We start from the raw sequence: 17668 nt of genomic DNA, 5'->3' as shown, positions 1-17668 counted from the left end.
GACCCTACCAAATTCCTACTAAAATCGTAGCACGTTAACCAACTGCTGCAACGAATCAAAGGCATGAGCAACCGCGTCGTCCCATTCGTGCTGGTCGCCGTGCTGGTGATTCTGCACAGCCAGATGTGGTTCGGCCGCGGCAGCATTCCCAATGTGGCAAGCCTGCAGTACAAGCTGGATCAGCAAAAGGCCGCCAACGCACGGGCCAAACTCGAAAATGAGCAACTCGCCTCTGAAGTGGACGACCTGAAGGCCGGCCTGGGGATGGTCGAGGAAAAGGCGCGTTTGGAGCTGGGCATGGTCAAGCCCAACGAGATATTCGTGCAGGTAACGAGGTAGCGCGAATAGCTGTTCGCGCTTCCAGATGGGATGGCCGCCCTGGGATCGCCAAGCTCCAGCTTGGCAGCAGCGCGTGTACGTAGCACTGATGCCGAGCCGGAGCTCGGCGGTCCCAGGCCATCAGTAGTCGGGCTGCCAATCCACCGTGATCCGCTTGGCAGCCAGATCGACGCTATCCACATAGGCGTCCACGAACGGAATCATCCGTTCACGCGGCTTGTCGGCTTCCTCGTACTCCAGCACCAGAGTGGTTTGCGGCCCGGTGGCCAGAAGATCTTTCACTTCTCCTAGCGAAACCCCCTCCCGGTTGACCACTGCCAAGCCGATCAGATCGACCCAGTAATACTCGCCTTCTTCAGGCGTGGGAAAGGATTCGCGGGAAACGAAAATGCGCGCGCCCTTGAGCTGCTCGGCAGCGTCGCGATCGGCCACTTCGTGTGCACTGGCCACCACCGAATCGGCATGATCCCTGGCCGACTTGACGGACAGTCGCACGGTGCCGCTGAAGGCCACCTTGCCGCCACGCTCAGGAGGCTGCAGAAACCAGCGTTTGGAAGAAAAAAGCGCCTCGGGCGAGGCGCTGTAGGGCTGGATCTTGATCCAGCCTTTGACCCCCCAGGCATCCAGGATGCGGCCGACTTCCACCGCATCTGCCGGCAACTCAGCCGGTTCCAGCCCAGGAACGCTCATCAAGCTGCCGCGGGAGCGGCCTTGGCTGCCTGCTTGATCAGGCGCTCGACAGTGGGAGAAGTCTGCGCGCCAACGCTCTTCCAGTAGGTCAGGCGATCTTGAGCAATACGCAGGCCCTCAGCGCCACCAACGGCGGTGGGGTTGTAGAAACCGATGCGCTCGATGAAGCGACCATCGCGGCGGACACGCTTGTCGGCGACCACGATGCTGAAGAAGGGGCGAGCTTTGGCGCCGCCGCGCGCGAGACGAATAACGACCATGATTAAATATCCTGTGGGTGGTTGCCCGGATCCGTTTGTTGTAATTGAATGAAACCAACGGGCCCGGTTGATCTCCAATGTTGAGACACGCGACATGGCCACCCGGCCAGCGACACACTGGAAAGCCTAAGATTATAGTATTTGTCCGACCTTACGCAATCCACATGAAAAACAACCCCCACACTTCCCCGCTTCGCGAGGTCCTCTGCCCCCCAAGGGGGCCCTTTTTCATCTTGGGAGCGGCCCAGCGATGAAAAACAAGACTCTCGCCACCTGGTTGACTTTCCTGGGAGGCCCGCTGGGGCTGCATCGCTTTTACCTGCGCGGCTTCGGCGATTGGCTGGGGTGGCTGCTGCCGATCCCGACCTTGCTCGGCCTGTACGGCATCATGCGCGTGAAACAGTTCGGGGTGGACGACATGTGGAGCTGGGTGCTGCTCCCCGTGCTGGGTTTCACTTTCGCCGGCTGCGCCCTCACGGCGATCATCTACGGCCTCATGACGCCCGAGAAATGGAATGCCCGCTTCAACCCTAAGGCGCCGCCCGACGCGGCTCCAGGCCATACCAACTGGTTCACCATTTTCGGTATCGCCGTGTCCTTGATGGTGGGCACCGCCGTGCTGATGGCCTCGATCGCGTTCAGCTTCCAGCGCTACTTCGAATACCAGATCGAAGAAGCGCGGAAGATTTCGCAGTAGAAAGTGGGATGTTCAGGATGTTGCTGAAGGGTCAGAACAGCACCGTGCTGATCCAATAGGCCACTGCAGCCACCAGCGCGCTGGCGGGAATAGTCAGAATCCAGGCCCAGACGATGCTGCCGGCGACGCCCCAGCGCACCGCGCTGGCGCGCTGCGTGGAACCTGCGCCGACAATCGCGCCCGTGATGGTGTGGGTCGTGGAAACCGGCACCCCCAGCGCGGTGGCAAAAAACAGCGTCAGAGCGCCGCCGGTTTCGGCACAGAAGCCGCCTACCGGTTTCAGCTTGGTGATTTTCTGCCCCATGGTCTTCACAATGCGCCAACCGCCAAACATGGTGCCCAGGCCGATGGCCAGATAGCACACCACGATGGTCCAGGTGGGGGGCTGGGCCTCGCCCGCAGCGGCATACCCGCTGGCGATCAGAAGCATCCAGATCAACCCGATGGTCTTCTGCGCGTCGTTGCCGCCATGGCCCAGGCTGTAGGCCCCGGCAGACACCAGTTGCAAGCGGCGGAACCACCTGTCTACCTTGCTGGGGCGCGTGCGGCGGAAAATCCAGGCCACGGCCACCATCATCATCGAGCCCAGCAAGAAGCCAAGCAGAGGCGAGATGAAAATGAACGCCACGGTTTTCAAAATACCGCCCATGACCAGCACGCTGGGGCCGGCCTTGGCCATGGCAGCCCCCACAATGCCGCCGATCAGGGCGTGCGAGGAGCTGCTGGGAATACCGTAGTACCAGGTAATGAGGTTCCACGCGATGGCGCCCACCAGGGCACCGAACACGACGTGGACATCCACCACCTCGGGCAACACAATGCCCTTGCCCACCGTGGCCGCTACGGACAGGTGGAACACGAAAACAGCCACCACGTTGAAAAACGCGGCGAACACGACAGCTTGCGTCGGACGCAGGACACCCGTGGATACCACGGTGGCGATCGAGTTGGCAGCATCATGAAAGCCATTCATGAAGTCAAACACGATCGCCAGCGCCACAAGTAAGACGACAACCCAAAGCGCGGCTTGTGCGGTTTGCATCATTCTCAAGATTCTCCGGTTGGAACTCGGTTACGAGTTCTCGAGCACGATGCCTTCGATCTGATTGGCCACGTCCTCGCACTTGTCGGTCACGGTTTCCAGCAGTTCGTAGATGGCCTTCAACTTGATGACCTCCCGCACATCGGGCTCATTGCGGAACAGCCTGCTCATGGCGCTGCGCATCACGCGATCGGCATCGGATTCGAGCTGATCGATCTCCTCGCAGGTTTTCAGCGCTGCTTCGGCGGTGGCCGGTTCGGCAATCTTCGCAAGCAGGCTCACGGCGTGGCGCACCCGCTCGCAGCACTTCACCGATAGATCGGTCAGGCGCCTGATCTCGTCGGTCATGTGGCGAATGTCGTACAGGGACATGGTTTCGGCCGTGTCCTGCAGCAGGTCTGCCACGTCATCCATCAGATTGATCAAGGTGTGAATCTGCTCACGGTCAATCGGCGTGATGAAAGTGGTGTGGATCAGCCGGTTGACCTCATGGGTCACGCGGTCGGCGGCACGTTCAGCGGTATCCACCTCTTGCAGATACTGCTCGCGCAGAGCAGCGTCGTCGTAGTGGGTGACCAACTGGGAGAATGCTTTCGCCGCTTCAACGACGCGATCCGCGTGTTGAATGAAAAGCTCAAAAAAATTGCCCTCCTTGGGCAGCAGCTTGCTGAAAAGCATGGTACGGGTTCCGGTGATCTGTGACTTCGTGATGTCACAAAAATGAAAATCCAGTGACTCTTTAGTTTAAGGCAACGGTGTATGGGCTCTCCTCGTGGCCGGTTTCCCGGGCCTGGGAGGTCTGAGGCCTTGCCAATCCAGGTGCCGTGAACTCAACTCCCCCGAAAAACAAAGTACACAGCCCCCACCATGCACAGCCCCGCCCACAGGAAATCGAGCTTCAACGGCTGCTTGAGGTAGATCACCGCGAAAGGCACGAACACCAGGAGCGTGATGACCTCCTGGATGATCTTCAATTGCCCCACATTGAACTGCGTGAAGCCGATCCGGTTGGCCGGCACCTGAAGCAGGTATTCGAACAGCGCGATGCCCCAGCTCACGAACGCAGCCACCCACCAGGGGGAACTCGCCAGGTTCTTCAAGTGGCCGTACCAGGCGAAGGTCATGAACACGTTGCTGGCGATCAGCAGCAGCACGGTTTGCAGGGAAATTGGAAGCGATTGGAGGGCTTGCATGGTGAAAGCCTGAAGTGAAGATGGTTCCGAAGCTCAGCGCAGGGGGATGTGGTCAATCAACCCGTTCTTAGCCTGCACGCTCTATGCGCTCTATACGCTGCCGAGCGACAGCCGCCAGCGCCTCGGGCGGCACCCGGCCGGGCGCGATCTCGGCCAGCGGAACCAGCACGAAGGCGCGCTCGGTCATTCTCGGATGCGGCAGCGTGAGCAATGGGCTGTCGACGCACCCGTCGCCGTACAGCAGCAGATCCAGATCAAGGGTGCGCGGGGCATTGCGATAGGGGCGCTCCCGTCCGGCAGCCAGTTCGAGCTGCTGCATGGAACGCAGCAGATCAGGGGCACTGAGGCGGGTGAAGATTCCAGCCACCGCATTGATGTAGTCGGGGCCACCGGAATCCACGGGAGCGGTACGGTAAAGGCTGGAGCGGCCGGAGACCCGCGTATGCGGCAGATTGTCCAGTTGCCTCATGGCCGCAACGACCGCCCCTTGAGCATCGCCCAAGTTGGCGCCAAGGGCGACGTAGGCGGTCACGGGTTCCCTGCCAGCGTCAGGCTCAGGAGGGATCTGCACTTGGGGCTCCCTCCCCTGCCGCACCCGCCGGCTTGCGGCGGCGGCGGCGGCGCTTCTTGGCGGGAGCCGCCATGGCCTCCTCAGACTCCGTGGCGGCCGGTGTCAAAACCTGGCTGGCGCCCGGTTCCGCGCCAGCCGCGCCACCCTTTGCCACACGATGCACACGCGGTTGCTGGCGTTTGGTTCGCTGCTGTTCAGCGCGCAGTTCCTCGACCATGCTTTCACGCGCGCCATCGCTGGCCAGGCTGAACTGCTGCCACCAGTCGGCCAGTTCCTCGCCGGTTTCGCCCACATCGGCGCGCAGGCGCAGAAAATCGAAACCAGCGCGAAAGCGCGGCTGCTCGGCCAGGCTGAAGGGCGAGCTGCCGCCGCGCTTTTCAAAGCGCGGCTGCATCATCCAGATTTCGCGCATGTCGGCGCCCAGCTTGCCCCGGCCCGACACATCGCCCACCCGGGCGTCGAAAACCTCGTCAATCGCCGCCTGCAGGGCGGGAAACGGATGCTCCCTGCGGGCCAGCCGCGCATTCCAGCCAGCCAGTACATCCTGCCAGAGCACGCACGCCAGCAAAAATGAAGGGGCCACGGGTTTGCCTTCGGTCACGCGGCGATCGGTATCTTGCAGCGCAGCTTTCACGAAGGGCTGATCGGCGCGCTCCACCACGATGTCGAGCAGCGGATAAATACCCTTGGCAAGCCCCAGCTTGCGCAGTTGCTCCACACTGGCCAGAGCGTGGCCGGTCTGCAGCAGCTTGATCATTTCGTCGAACAGGCGGCTTTGCGGAATATCGGCCAGCAGCGCCTTGGCCTCGACCAGCGGCTTTGCGGTCTTGGGTTCGAGCTTGAAGCCCAGTCCTGCCAGCTTGGCGCCGAAGCGAACGGCCCGGATGGCCCGCACAGGATCCTCGCGGTAGCGCGTGGCGGCGTCGCCGATCATGCGCAGCAGCTTTTTCTGAGCATCCTGAATGCCCTGGTGATAGTCGACCACGATGCGTGTCTCGGGGTCGTAATACATGGCGTTGACGGTGAAATCGCGCCGCGCCGCATCTTCGTCCTGGGGACCCCAGACGTTGTCGCGCAACACGCGGCCGCTGGCATCCACCGCGTGAGTCATGCTGGCCAACTGGCCTTTCGCCGTGCGTTCGTTGCCGCTCACGGTTTCCGCGGAAGCGTTGTCCACGTTGGCGCGGAAGGTGGACACCTCGATCACTTCATGGTCGCGTCCGCGCCCGTACACCACGTGCACGATGCGAAAACGCCTGCCGATGATGAAGGCCCGCTTGAACAAGCTCTTGACCTGCTCAGGCGTGGCGTTGGTGGCCACATCGAAATCCTTGGGCTTGAGTCCCAGCAGCAGATCGCGCACCGCGCCGCCCACGATATAGGCCTCGTACCCGGCTTCCTTGAGCGTGCGCACCACATTGGAGGCCCGCTCGTCAACCAGCGCCGGATTGATGCCATGCACCTGCGGCCCGACTTCCACCCGTTTGCCCAGGCGCTTGCGCCCGCGGACGCGGGCTTGCCGGTCGCCTTGCCGATGAGCTTGTCGAGGAGTTTCTTGATCATTGTTGCTGGTTATTGTTGTTCTGCGAAAAGCCTGAGTATGCGCCAGCCACGTTCCTCCGCGATTTTCTCGAGCTCCGGCGAAGGGTTGGTGGCCACGGGATGGTGCGATTTCTCCAGCAGCGGCAGATCGTTCGTGGAGTCGGAGTAGAAGCTCACTTCCACATCGCCCCAGCCCAAAGCCCGCTCGGCCAGCCACTGCTCCACCCGTGCCACCTTGCCCTCGCGGAACGAAGGCGTGCCCGAGATCTCGCCGGTGATCCAGCCGCCCGCCTCCCGCGCCAGATTGGTGGCGATCAATTCCTCCACGCCGAAGGCATGCGCGATGGGCCGCGTGATGAATTCGTTGGTGGCGGTCACGATCAGCACGGCGTCGCTGTCCTGCTGCCGGTCCTTCACGAGCGAGAGCGCCTGCGGCGTGATGGCCGGCGTGATGACTTCGCGCATGAACTGCTCGTGCGCCAAGGCGGCCGCACGAGCGCCCTGCCGCCGAATGGCCTCGGTGGCAAAACGGATGTAATCGTGGGTATTCAGGGCACCGGCCTGGTATTGGGCAAAGAAATCATCATTGCGGCGCTTGAACTCCGCCCCGTCGGTCCAGCCGATGCGGGTCGTGAACTCTCCCCAGGCGTGGTCGGAATCCAGCGGCAGCAGCGTGTGGTCAAGGTCGAAAAGGGCAAGTTTCATGAAATTTATAAGTCAAAACTACTCATTTTCCAGCATCGATTTGACGAGCGGAATGGTAATGGCACGCTTGGTCTGCAAGGCATAGCGATCCAGGTGTTCGAGAAGCTGCATCAGGCTGCCCAGATCGCGCGAAAAGCGCGCGAGCACGAAAGTCATCACTTCATCAGACAGGAACACCCCGCGCGCATCGGCGGCCTGGCGCAGAACGGCCCGGCACTCCTGCTCCTGCAGGAGGTGCAATTCGAACACGTGGCCCCACCCCAGGCGGGTGCGCAGATCATCGCGCAGCGGCAGGTCGGAAGGCGGCAGCAAGCCTGCCGCCAGCACACCTCGCGGCCTGCCCGATGCAGGGCTGACGGCATTGATGAACCAATTGAACGCCGTGTGCTGCTGCTCGGCATTGTAGAGGTGGACGTCGTCCATCAATATGGCGTCCCATTGCTCGCTGAAGGCCGCGCCCGGCTCGCCTTCGGCATCCAGCCAGCCTACCGCGGCGCCTTGCGCGAGCAGCGCATGGCGCACGGCGCGCAGCAGATGGCTCTTGCCCACGCCAGCCGGTCCCCAGAGATAAGTGGGGACCGGCGAGCGGGTGGCGCCACCGCTCCAGGTGCTCAGGTGCTGCAGGGCCGCCTGGTTGGGACCGGCCAGGAAACCGTTCAGGGTCGCCTGGTGCGACAAGCCGATATCAAGCGCGATCTGCTTCATGGTAGAGGGGAAACGGCAAAAAATTGCGTCGAGACAGTGTCGTGAACACGCTTTCAACGGATCCAAGGTCTTCCGGGTATGTCATCATTCCAAACTCCCCAAATTTTATGCGGCAGCCCGGCATGCCGCGCCTGCTTCATGACTTCTTCAGCTTCCACCCCTCTGTCCTACAAAGACGCCGGCGTTGATATCGACGCCGGCGATGCGCTCGTCGAGCGCATCAAACCGATGGCCAAACGCACGCTCCGCGAGGGCGTACTCTCGGGCCTGGGTGGCTTCGGCGCGCTCTTTGAGGTGCCCAAACGCTACAAGGAACCCGTGCTGGTGAGCGGCACCGACGGCGTAGGCACCAAGCTGCGCCTGGCGTTCGAATGGGCCGTACACGATACCGTGGGCATCGATCTGGTGGCCATGAGCGTGAACGACGTGCTGGTGCAGGGTGCCGAGCCGCTGTTCTTTCTCGATTATTTCGCCTGCGGCAAGCTGGATGTCGACACTGCAGCCTCCGTGGTGGGCGGTATCGCCAGGGGCTGCGAGCTGGCTGGCTGCGCGCTGATCGGCGGCGAAACGGCCGAGATGCCCGGCATGTATCCCCCGGGTGAATACGACCTGGCGGGCTTTTGCGTGGGTGCGGTCGAAAAATCGAAGATCCTCACCGGCCAGAATGTGGCTGAGGGCGATGTGGTGTTGGGCCTGGCCTCCAGCGGCGTGCACAGCAACGGCTTCAGCCTGGTGCGCAAGTGCCTGGAACGCGCAGAAGGCAAACTGCCCGCAACCCTCGACGGCCAGCCTTTCCGGCAGGCCGTGATGGCTCCCACGCGCATTTACGTCAAGAGCGCGCTGGCGGCGCTGGCGAAACATCCGATCAAGGCCCTGGCCCATATCACCGGCGGCGGCTTGCTGGAAAACATTCCTCGCGTGCTGCCGGACGGCCTGGCCGCGCACCTGAAGAAAGGCAGCTGGCCGCAAACCGAACTCTTTGCCTGGCTGCAGCAAACCGCCGGCATTGACGATCATGAAATGAACCGCACCTTCAACAACGGCATCGGCATGGTGATCGTCATCGCCGCCGACCAGGCTGCCGCTTGCGCCGCCACGCTGCGCGAAGCTGGCGAGCAGGTGTTCGAGATCGGCCGCATAGCCCCGCGCGGCACTGATGCCGCTGTCGTCGTTGCTTGAGCACAACTGTAGAACGTGACTCCATCCTCGCAGCGCCGCGAACAGATTGCCACCATCGCCAGCTACGTCGCCATGGTGGCAGCGCTCCTGCTCATCATGTACCAGAGTCTGCTGCCCGGACTGCTGTGTGTGTGCCTGGGCTTCCTGGGTTCGCGCTGGTTCAGTCCGCGGCTGGGCGTACTGCTGCGCTCGCCGGATCATCGGGCACCGAAGCTGGCGGCCACTGTCGTCACGCTGATTCCGCTCATCCTGATCGCCGTGCTGCTGCCACGCGCGCGGGGTGTCATCCTTGACGCCCCGGCCACTTACCGGGAATTGCTGGGCTTCATGGCGAACACGGTGCTGGAGCTGCGCGAGCGGCTACCTTTCGACATCGCCGCCCAACTGCCTGCCGGTGCCGCCGACGTGCAGCGCGCCATTGCCTCCTATCTGGCCAGCAAGGCCGGCACGCTGGCCATCACGGGGCGCGCCTGGCTGTCGGGCCTGCTGTTTGCCTTCGTAGGGCTGCTGATCGGCGCCTTGGCTGCCGCGCGGCCCTCGGTGATCCCGCTGCGCCCCCTGACAGCCCAGCTGCACCTGCGGCTGACGCGCTTCGGCGAAACCTTCCGCCAGATCGTGGTAGCTCAGTTCTGGATCGCCCTGTTCAACACCACGCTCACGGCCATTTTCCTGCTGGTTGTGCTGCCGCTGTGGAATCAGCGCCTGCCCTACACCATGGCGCTGATTCTGTTGACGTTCGCGGCCGGGCTCATTCCCATTGTGGGCAACTTGATCTGCAACGCCGTGCTTACACTGGTAGGGCTGTCTGTGTCCCCCTGGGTAGCGCTGGCCTGCCTGGCCTTCCTGGTGCTGATCCACAAGGCCGAATATTTCATCAACGCCAAGGTAATCGGCCATAGCACGCACATGGGGGTGTGGGAGCTGCTGGCGGTCATGTTCGTGATGGAAGCCGTGTTCGGCCCCGCTGGCCTGGTGGCCGGGCCGCTGTTCTACGCCTATCTCAAGAAAGAGCTGGAAGCGTCGGGCTGGGTCTAAGGCAGTTGGCCACCCAGGTCCGCCAGCCGTTCAGCCACCTCCTGCCGGTCGCCCGCATCAGGGGCCTCGCGCAGGTAAACAGACAAATCGCGCCTGGCGCGTTGCCGCTCACCCAGCTCCGCCAAGGCCAAGCCGCGGTCGCGCACTTCTTCCCAGGCGCGCGGCAGCAGCGCCACCAACCTTTCCTGCACCGCCAGCAGGCGCGGCCAGTCCTGCTGTGTGCGGTGGATGTCCTGCAGGTTGCGCAGCATGCGGGCCACCGTCTGGCGCGGGCGGCTGGGTTGCAGATAGAGCGCAAGCGGTAGATCGCCATCCTCGCCCAAGGGCAGCCTGGGATGGATTTCCGTGATCCGCTCGCGCAGATCGGAGCGGCTGAGCGACTGGCCCGTGAAGGGATCGATCACCACCTTCCCGTCGGGCAAACTCACCTGCGTGAGGAAATGTCCCGGGAAACCCACGCCTTCGGCTTTCAGCCCGAGGCCCTGCGCCAGCTCGATCCACAGAATGGCCAAGGAAATGGGAATTCCTCTGCGGGTATGCAACACCACATTCAGATGGCTGTTGTCGGGGTTGTAATAATCGTTGACGTTACCGCTGAAGCCCAGATCACCAAAAAAGAGCTGATTCAGCGCGCGCACCCGCTCCAGCGCCGGCGCATCGGCCGCCACGCGGCGCTTGAGCCGCGCCGCGATCCGGTCGACATCGCCGAGTACCTGCTGCACGTCCAGTTCCGGATATTCGTCCTGCGCCAGGCTGGCGGCGGCCTCCAGAAGCGGGAAATGCTCGTCGCTTTCCACCAAGGCCGAAAAATAGCCCAACGGGGTAGGAATGGAAAAATTCAGGGCCATGGAAGCTTTGTATAGCTGACGACAGCAAGCGTCAAATCATCCTAGATCATCATCTGCGGACACCCTCAGCGCCGCAGCAATTGCCTTAATTTCAACCCCGAGGCCAACAGGGCTCCGAAGTAGATCGCAGCGGCACCCGCCACAAATGCGGACATGAGGCCCACACGCATCAGGCCGCGCACCGCCACCCAGTCGACATACCTGGCTCCCCAGTACAGGAACGCCGCCATGAGCGCAGTAGCGCCCAGCACGCGCGCCGCAAACACTGCCCAGCCCGCCAGCGGCTTGTAGCTGCCCCGGCGGATCAGCCCGATCAACAGCCACAGCGCATTCATCAGCGCGCCCAGGCTGATGGTCAGTGTAAGCGCCGCATGCTGCAGCCAGGGCACGAGAACGATGTTCAGAAGTTGCGTGAGCACCAGCACCACCACTGCGATCAGTGCCGGCGTCCGCATGTCGTGCCGCGCATAGAAGCCCGGCGCCAACACCTTGACGGCCACGATCCCCAGCAAGCCGACACCGTAAGACGTCAGGGCCTGCGTGACCATGTGCACATCCCGCGCGCCAAACGCCCCATAGTGAAACAGCACCGCCACCAGGGGTTCGGCGAACACCAGCAGCGCGACAGCGCATGGCACCGTGAACAGGGTTACCAACCGCAGGCCCCAATCCAGCAAAGCCGAATAGCGCTCCGCGTCCTCGCGGGCGCGGGCGGCCGCCAGTTGCGGCATCAGCACCACCCCCAGCGCCACGCCGAGCAACGCGGTGGGAAACTCCATCAACCGATCGGCGCTGGTGATCCAGCTGACGCTGCCGGGCGCCAGATGCGAGGCGATCTGCGTATTGATGAGCAACGAGATCTGCGCCACGCTCACGCCCAGCAAGGCCGGCAGCATCAGGCGCATGATTTTGCGCGTGTGCTCATCCCCCCAGGCCTCCTTCAGCGCCTTGAAACCCCAGCGCAGGCGCGGCAGCAGGCCCAGCCGGTGCAAGGCGGGCAACTGCTGCGCCAGTTGCAGCACACCACCCAGCAACACCCCCACGCTCAGTGCATAGATGGGCTCGATGCCCAAGCGCTTGAACACCGGCACCAGCAGGATCAGCGCGGCAATCCAGGCCAGGTTGAGCAGCACCGGCGACGCCGCCGGCACGGCGAATTTCCCCCATGTGTTCAGCACCCCGCCGGCCAGGGCCACCAGCGACATGAAGGCGATGTAGGGGAACATCCAGCGCGTCATGTGCACCGCGGCCGCGGCGCCGTCGGCGGGCAGGCCGCTGGCCATCCCCCACACCAGCACCGGCGCTGCCAACACCCCCAGGATGCTGAGCAGAACCAGCACCAGGGACAGAATCGAAGCGACACGGCCCACCAGCAGCCTGGCGCCCTCGTCGCCCTCCGTGGCCCGCGTGGCCGCCAGCACCGGCACGAAGGCCTGGCTGAATGCGCCCTCGCCCAGGACGCGCCGAAACAGATTGGGCAGCCGGAACGCGACCCAGAAAGCGTCGGTCATCGCGCTGACACCGAATACCGATGCCATCAGGACGTCTCGCGCCAGCCCCGTCACACGCGAGGCCAGGGTCAGCAGGGAAACGGTGGAGGCGGATTTGAAGAGGCTCATAGGAAGTGGCCCCGAGTGTAGTCGCGGGCACTGAGAACGGATTTGAAATCCGCGTTCACAGCCCCAAAACGCGAGTTTCCCAAAACTGCTAGAATGCCGGGTTCTGCCGACAACATCCACAGACACTTAAAGGAATACTTCAATGGCCGCTGGAAAGCCGAAGAAAAAGAACCCCCGCCTGGCATCGGGCCGCAAACGCGCCCGCCAGGACGTCAAACTCAACGCCGCGAACACCTCGCTGCGTTCCAAATACCGTACCGCGGTGAAGAACGTTGAAAAAGCCGTTCTCGCCGGCGACAAGGACAAGGCCAAGAGCGCCTTCGCCCTGATGCAATCCGTGGTGGACAGCGTGACCGACAAGGGCATCTTCCACAAGAACAAGGCTGCTCGCGACAAGAGCCGCCTGTCTGCCAAGGTCAAGACCCTGGCACAAGCCGCCGCCTGACGACTTTCAGGCAAACAGCCCGGCCGGGCTCCCCTGATACATCTCGTACGACATCAGAAAGCCCGCCGCCGTTTGTAACGGGTGCGCTGTCAGCAGAAAACAAAAGAGCCGCTTTCGCGGCTCTTTTTTCGTCCACAGGAGGCTGATCAAGGCCTGTCGTCCGGCAGGAGACAGGCTTCGGTCACCTGCAGCTCATTGTCTTTGGCGAAATTCATGACGAAATCCCATGCCATGGGCTCATGGTCACGCAAGGCTGTGTTGACCACCACGCATTTCACGCCATTCAGCGCCGTGGGGACACACCAGGGAGAATAGCTCAGGTGGCTGCCCGGGCAAGCGCCGCCCGGACGAAAAGGACTCATGACGCCGGCCAAGCGCTCCGCCCAATCACTGGGACGAAACGTGCGGCCGGAGCGCGTCACGCCCTGGATGAAAACCTCGCTGCTGGATGAGTTGCTGGCCATTGTGGGTTCTGGCTGGGAGAAAGCGGTGCCCCTGGCTTATGGCTGTTGCACCGCACAAAATTGTATCTTATATAAGACTCGTGACAACGCGGAAGGTTCCACAAGAGACGGGTCAACCGGATCGTACTACTCGAACCGCCAAGCATCACTCTTATTCCAGAGTTGCAACAAACCTGTCGCGGCAAGCCCCTAGAATGCAGCTTCAGCGGGCCTCGTTGGCCCGATTTTCATTTCAAGGAGCCTTGTCGTGACCAATCACATCGAAGCAGCCTCGCCGCACACCATGAACACTTACGCCCGCCTGCCGATCGCCATGGAGCGCGGACAAGGCTGCCGCGTGTGGGACGTCAATGGCAAGAGCTATCTGGACGGGCTGGGCGGCATTGCCGTCAACACGCTGGGGCACAACCACCCCAAGCTCGTGCCGGCTCTTCAGGATCAGATCAGCAAGCTCATCCACTGCAGCAACTACTACCACGTGCCCAATGCGGAGGTGCTGGCCAAGAAGCTGACCGAGCTTTCCGGCATGACCAATGCCTTCTTCTGCAGCACCGGTCTCGAAGCCAACGAAGCCGCGCTCAAGCTGGCGCGCAAGTTCGGGCACGACAAGGGCATCAGCAACCCGCAGATCGTGGTCTACGAGAAAGCCTTCCATGGCCGCAGCATCGCCACGCTCAGCGCCACCGGCAACGTGAAGGTGCAAAAGGGCTTCGAGCCGCTGGTGGAAGGCTTCATCCGCGTGCCGCTCAACGACATCGAGGCGCTGAAGAAAGCCACCGAAGGCAACCCCAATGTGGTGGCCGTGTTCTTCGAGACCATCCAGGGCGAAGGCGGTATCAATCCGATGCGCATCGACTACCTCCAGCAGGTGCGCCAGCTCTGCAACGAGCACGACTGGCTGATGATGATCGACGAAGTGCAGTGCGGCATGGGCCGCACGGGCAAATGGTTCGCGCACCAATGGGCCGGCATCGTGCCCGACGTGATGCCGCTGGCCAAGGGCCTGGGATCCGGTGTGCCTATCGGCGCCGTGGTGGCAGGACCGAAAGCGGCCAATATCTTCCAGCCCGGCAACCACGGCACCACCTTCGGCGGCAATCCGCTGGCCATGCGCGCGGGGGTGGAAACCATCCGCATCATGGAAGAAGACAAGCTGATGGAAAATGCGGCCAAGGTGGGCGCGCACCTGAAGGCAGCGCTTGAAAAAGCACTGGCCGGCAACCCGGGCGTGAAGGAAATCCGCGGCCAGGGGCTGATGCTGGGGATCGAGCTGAACAAGCCCTGCGGCGCCCTGACCGAGCGCGCCGCGGAAGCCGGCCTGCTGCTCAGCGTCACCGCCGACAGCGTGATCCGCCTGGTGCCGCCGTTGATCCTGACCGAAGCCGAGGCCGACGAGATCGTCGCCCTGCTCGTGCCGCTAATCGAGGCCTTCCTTAAGGGATGACGATGAACAAGCCAATCAAGCACTACCTTCAGTTCAGCGATTTCAACGCGGACGAGTACGCCTACCTGTTTCAGCGCGCCGCGCTCATCAAGCGCAAGTTCAAGTCATACGAAAAGCACCATACGCTGGCGGACCGCACGCTGGCGCTGATCTTCGAGAAGGCTTCCACGCGCACGCGCGTCAGCTTCGAAGCCGGCATGTACCAGTTGGGCGGTTCGGTGGTCAACCTGACCAGCGGCGACAGCCAGCTCGGGCGCTCGGAGCCGATCGAAGACACTGCGCGCGTGATCAGCCGCATGGTCGATATCGTGATGATCCGTACCTTCGAACAGACGCGCATCGAGCGCTTCGCCGAGTATTCGCGTGTGCCGGTCATCAACGGCCTGACCAACGAATTCCATCCCTGCCAGATCCTGGCCGACATCTTCACGTACATCGAGCACCGCGGCGCGATCGCCGGCAAGACGGTGGCCTGGGTGGGCGATGGCAACAACATGGCCAACACCTGGCTGCAGGCGGCCGACATCCTGGGGTTCAAGGTGCATGTGAGCACCCCGCGCGGCTACGAGATCGATGAAAAGCTGGTGAACGGCAAGAATTACGAGTTCTTCAGCAACCCGCTGGATGCCTGCCGCGGCGCCGACCTCGTGACCACCGACGTATGGACATCCATGGGCTACGAAGCCGAGAACGCCGAGCGCATGAAGGCTTTCGCCGATTGGTGCGTGGACGCCGAGATGATGCGCGCGGCCAAACCCGATGCGCTGTTCATGCACTGCCTGCCCGCGCACCGCGGCGAAGAAGTCACCGCCGACGTCATCGATGGTCCGCAATCCGTGGTGTGGGATGAGGCCGAAAACCGCATGCATGCGCAAAAGGCGCTGCTCGAATATCTGATGCTGGGAAAAATCGCTTAAGCATCAGACTTGAGGCGCAGCCTACGCGCTGTGCCGGTCCCAGATGATCAGCGCCAGCAAGACCAGGGCGGCGCTGAAACTGATATGGCCGCACCAGGCGACCAGGCCGACGGCCCAGCCTTGCAAGCGCACCGCAAAAACCAGGGAAGCGCCCAGGAAGAGCCACCCGCCGATGCGTAGCGCACGTGTCGCTCCGGCCGGCAACTCCCGGCCCCAAACAGTCGTCTGGGATCTGTCCATCGCCAAGCCCAGCAGTCCGAAGGCCACCAGCGATATCAAACCAATATACAGGTGGCTCATGGGGCTGCCTTTTGCAATGCCAACTCGCCAGCTTCCACATCCGGCGCAATGGCTTTGGGAGCGCTGTCCTGCCGGGAAGCCGGCCGCGCAGCGCCTGCCTGACGCGCTGGACGCGCCTTGGGCTTGTGGCGCCCCGTGCAAATGGCCAGCGCCGCATGCGCCAGGGCCAAGACCCATAAGGTCAACTCCAATCCGCCGAAGACCCAATCGCCACTGGCCAGGCTGCGCCAAAGTGGCCGATCGGTAGTCAGCGCATTGAGCAAGGGCAGTAGCGCCAAGGCCGCGACACCCGCCCACAGAAGCTCCACCCAGGCCCGCTTGGCCGGACGAACCAAGGCCCACACGAGCGTCGCCCCCCAGACGATGAAGAACATGTGGATCTCCCAATCCGCACGTTTGGCAATATCTCCCGGAAGCAGGCGATTGGCCCACAGCATGCCGGCCATGGCAATAGACAAACCGGCGATCGCCGCTATGTTCAGTCGCTCGACCAGCCAGAAACCAAAATAAGGTTTTTCGGGATCAGGCAGCTTGGCCCTGCGCTTGACCGTCCAGAGCACCAGGCCCGTTCCTACCATCGCCGTGCCCGCCAGGCTCACCAGAAAATACAGCCAGCGCAACACCGGATCCGCGAAATGCCCAAGGTGCAGCGCCACCATGACGCCGCGCGTCTCCCCGGCGCCGCCCGCACTGCCCGCCGATTCAAGCAACCGGCCTGTGGTGCCGTCAAAATGCATGAACTGCGATGTCGTGGACACCCGCTCGTCACTGCCCCGCGTGATGGTGACGCGCGCATTGGCATCGCTCGGGTTGGACACGGTGACACGGCCCAGGTTGTAGCGGCCCCAGCGCGCCTGGGCCTGCCTGACCATGTCATCGATCGGGGCCAATGCTGCCGGCTCGCCCGCGGGCTTGACTTGGGGCGGCCGCAAGAACACCGTGTTTTGCGCCTCTTGCCGCTCTGCCGCTGTCTTGAAGGCCAGATCCTGCCCCCAAGGCATGTACATCAGCATGAGCGTGACCAGCCCGGTATAGGTGATCATGGCGTGAAATGGCAGGCCGAACACGGAAAGCGCGTTGTGCGCATCCAACCAACTGCGTTGCCCCTTTCCCCACCGGAACGTGAAGAAATCGATGAAGATTTTCTTGTGTGTGATGACGCCAGACACAATGGCCACCAGCATGAACATGGCGCACAAGCCTGCGAGCCATCTACCCAGAAACACCGGCATGTAATGGAACTGAAAGTGGAAGCGGTAGAAGAACTCGCCGCCCACGGTGTCCCGCGCGCTCACTTTCTGACCCGTGGCCGGATCGAAGGTGGCACGGCCGAAGCCTCCCCTTCTTCCCGGTTGGGCTTGGGCCTGGGGCTGGCGCCAAAAGGCGCTCGCGATGTTGCTGCGCGCATCCGGCAAGCCGATGCTCCACTGCGGGCTTCCCGGCGCCAGTGTTTCCAGCTCTTTTGCGATGCGCGCCGCCACTGCGGCCGGATCCGGAACTTCGGCTTGATGCGCCAGTTCCGGACGCATCCATTGCGAGATTTCTTCCTTGAAGTAACTCACCGTGCCCGTGAGAAACATGGCATACAGCAGCCAGCCCGCCAGCAGCCCCGCCCAGATGTGTAGGTCTGACATGCTCTGGCGAATGCCGGGTGCTTTCTTGGGCCCGGTTTT

At 62.7% G+C, this 17668-nt stretch carries 20 protein-coding genes and 1 pseudogene; 7 read left to right on the top strand and 14 right to left on the bottom strand.

Going from position 1 to position 17668, the window contains the following annotated elements:
- Positions 1 to 63: 63 nt before the first annotated feature.
- Positions 64 to 339, top strand: coding sequence for a septum formation initiator family protein (locus tag WJU18_RS10585; protein ID WP_423460024.1), 276 nt, complete (start codon positions 64 to 66; stop codon positions 337 to 339).
- A 120-nt stretch (positions 340 to 459) separates the two neighbouring features.
- On the opposite strand, the gene rimM is transcribed toward WJU18_RS10585, so the two are convergent.
- Both rimM and rpsP read right to left on the bottom strand, forming a co-directional pair.
- Positions 460 to 1029 (bottom strand): ribosome maturation factor RimM, encoded by a 570-nt coding sequence (rimM, locus tag WJU18_RS10580; protein WP_423460023.1) that lies wholly within the window; start codon positions 1027 to 1029, stop codon positions 460 to 462.
- Positions 1029 to 1289 carry a 30S ribosomal protein S16 gene (gene rpsP / locus WJU18_RS10575; protein WP_423460022.1) on the bottom strand — a complete coding sequence of 87 codons (261 nt, stop codon included), beginning with the start codon at positions 1287 to 1289 and terminating at the stop codon, positions 1029 to 1031. Before rpsP ends, rimM begins: the two co-directional genes overlap by 1 nt.
- Before the next feature lie 250 nt (positions 1290 to 1539).
- Here rpsP and WJU18_RS10570 point away from each other — a divergent pair, with 250 nt between their 5' ends.
- The gene (locus tag WJU18_RS10570) at positions 1540 to 1986 is read left to right on the top strand and encodes a hypothetical protein (RefSeq protein ID WP_423460021.1); all 447 of its coding nucleotides are present in this window, start codon (positions 1540 to 1542) and stop codon (positions 1984 to 1986) included.
- Between the two features lie 31 nt (positions 1987 to 2017).
- Here WJU18_RS10570 and WJU18_RS10565 read toward each other — a convergent pair whose 3' ends face one another.
- The 7 genes and pseudogenes from WJU18_RS10565 to hda form a co-directional block, all read right to left on the bottom strand.
- The gene (locus WJU18_RS10565) at positions 2018 to 3028 is read right to left on the bottom strand and encodes an inorganic phosphate transporter (RefSeq protein WP_423460974.1); all 1011 of its coding nucleotides are present in this window, start codon (positions 3026 to 3028) and stop codon (positions 2018 to 2020) included.
- Between the two features lie 30 nt (positions 3029 to 3058).
- Positions 3059 to 3706, bottom strand: a complete 648-nt coding sequence (locus WJU18_RS10560) for a DUF47 domain-containing protein (protein WP_423460020.1) — start codon at positions 3704 to 3706, stop codon at positions 3059 to 3061.
- 152 nt (positions 3707 to 3858) lie between these two features.
- Positions 3859 to 4221, bottom strand: coding sequence for a DMT family protein (locus WJU18_RS10555; RefSeq protein WP_423460019.1), 363 nt, complete (start codon positions 4219 to 4221; stop codon positions 3859 to 3861).
- 67 nt (positions 4222 to 4288) lie between these two features.
- On the bottom strand, positions 4289 to 4786 hold the full coding sequence (gene folK, locus WJU18_RS10550; RefSeq protein ID WP_423460973.1) for a 2-amino-4-hydroxy-6-hydroxymethyldihydropteridine diphosphokinase: 498 nt from the start codon (positions 4784 to 4786) through the stop codon (positions 4289 to 4291).
- Positions 4776 to 6355 (bottom strand): annotated as a pseudogene (gene pcnB / locus WJU18_RS10545) (polynucleotide adenylyltransferase PcnB). Before pcnB ends, folK begins: the two are co-directional and overlap by 11 nt.
- Before the next feature lie 9 nt (positions 6356 to 6364).
- Positions 6365 to 7039, bottom strand: coding sequence for an HAD family hydrolase (locus WJU18_RS10540; RefSeq protein WP_423460018.1), 675 nt, complete (start codon positions 7037 to 7039; stop codon positions 6365 to 6367).
- Between the two features lie 18 nt (positions 7040 to 7057).
- A complete protein-coding gene (gene hda / locus WJU18_RS10535; protein WP_423460017.1) occupies positions 7058 to 7744 on the bottom strand; it encodes a DnaA regulatory inactivator Hda in 687 nt (228 codons plus the stop codon).
- 138 nt (positions 7745 to 7882) lie between these two features.
- Here hda and purM point away from each other — a divergent pair, with 138 nt between their 5' ends.
- Both purM and WJU18_RS10525 read left to right on the top strand, forming a co-directional pair.
- Entirely contained in the window at positions 7883 to 8923 is a 1041-nt protein-coding gene (gene purM / locus WJU18_RS10530) for a phosphoribosylformylglycinamidine cyclo-ligase (RefSeq protein ID WP_423460016.1), read from the top strand.
- A gap of 72 nt (positions 8924 to 8995) precedes the next feature.
- A complete protein-coding gene (locus WJU18_RS10525; protein ID WP_423460972.1) occupies positions 8996 to 9958 on the top strand; it encodes an AI-2E family transporter in 963 nt (320 codons plus the stop codon).
- Here the strand turns inward: WJU18_RS10525 and WJU18_RS10520 are convergent.
- A complete protein-coding gene (locus WJU18_RS10520; RefSeq protein ID WP_423460015.1) occupies positions 9955 to 10806 on the bottom strand; it encodes a SirB1 family protein in 852 nt (283 codons plus the stop codon). The genes WJU18_RS10525 and WJU18_RS10520 overlap by 4 nt on opposite strands.
- 65 nt (positions 10807 to 10871) lie before the next feature.
- A complete protein-coding gene (gene murJ, locus WJU18_RS10515; protein WP_423460014.1) occupies positions 10872 to 12425 on the bottom strand; it encodes a murein biosynthesis integral membrane protein MurJ in 1554 nt (517 codons plus the stop codon).
- Between the two features lie 142 nt (positions 12426 to 12567).
- On the opposite strand from murJ, the gene rpsT reads away from it, so the two are divergent.
- Complete coding sequence (gene rpsT / locus WJU18_RS10510) at positions 12568 to 12870, top strand: 30S ribosomal protein S20 (RefSeq protein WP_423460013.1); 303 nt, start codon at positions 12568 to 12570, stop codon at positions 12868 to 12870.
- Positions 12871 to 13016: 146 nt separating this feature from the next.
- Here rpsT and WJU18_RS10505 read toward each other — a convergent pair whose 3' ends face one another.
- Positions 13017 to 13334 carry a DUF3579 domain-containing protein gene (locus tag WJU18_RS10505; protein WP_423460012.1) on the bottom strand — a complete coding sequence of 106 codons (318 nt, stop codon included), beginning with the start codon at positions 13332 to 13334 and terminating at the stop codon, positions 13017 to 13019.
- A gap of 247 nt (positions 13335 to 13581) precedes the next feature.
- On the opposite strand from WJU18_RS10505, the gene WJU18_RS10500 reads away from it, so the two are divergent.
- On the top strand, positions 13582 to 14778 hold the full coding sequence (locus WJU18_RS10500; protein WP_423460011.1) for an aspartate aminotransferase family protein: 1197 nt from the start codon (positions 13582 to 13584) through the stop codon (positions 14776 to 14778).
- 2 nt (positions 14779 to 14780) lie between these two features.
- Positions 14781 to 15695, top strand: a complete 915-nt coding sequence (gene argF, locus WJU18_RS10495) for an ornithine carbamoyltransferase (RefSeq protein ID WP_423460010.1) — start codon at positions 14781 to 14783, stop codon at positions 15693 to 15695.
- 21 nt (positions 15696 to 15716) lie between these two features.
- On the opposite strand, the gene WJU18_RS10490 is transcribed toward argF, so the two are convergent.
- A complete protein-coding gene (locus WJU18_RS10490; protein WP_423460009.1) occupies positions 15717 to 15995 on the bottom strand; it encodes a DUF3325 domain-containing protein in 279 nt (92 codons plus the stop codon).
- Positions 15992 to 17629, bottom strand: coding sequence for a PepSY-associated TM helix domain-containing protein (locus WJU18_RS10485; protein WP_423460971.1), 1638 nt, complete (start codon positions 17627 to 17629; stop codon positions 15992 to 15994). Before WJU18_RS10485 ends, WJU18_RS10490 begins: the two co-directional genes overlap by 4 nt.
- Between the last annotated feature and the right edge of the window lie 39 nt (positions 17630 to 17668).

It is taken from the genome of Ottowia sp. VDI28 (assembly GCF_049532675.1).
In the GTDB taxonomy this organism is placed as follows: domain Bacteria; phylum Pseudomonadota; class Gammaproteobacteria; order Burkholderiales; family Burkholderiaceae_C; genus Ottowia.
This window is presented reverse-complemented; position numbering and strand designations above follow the sequence as displayed.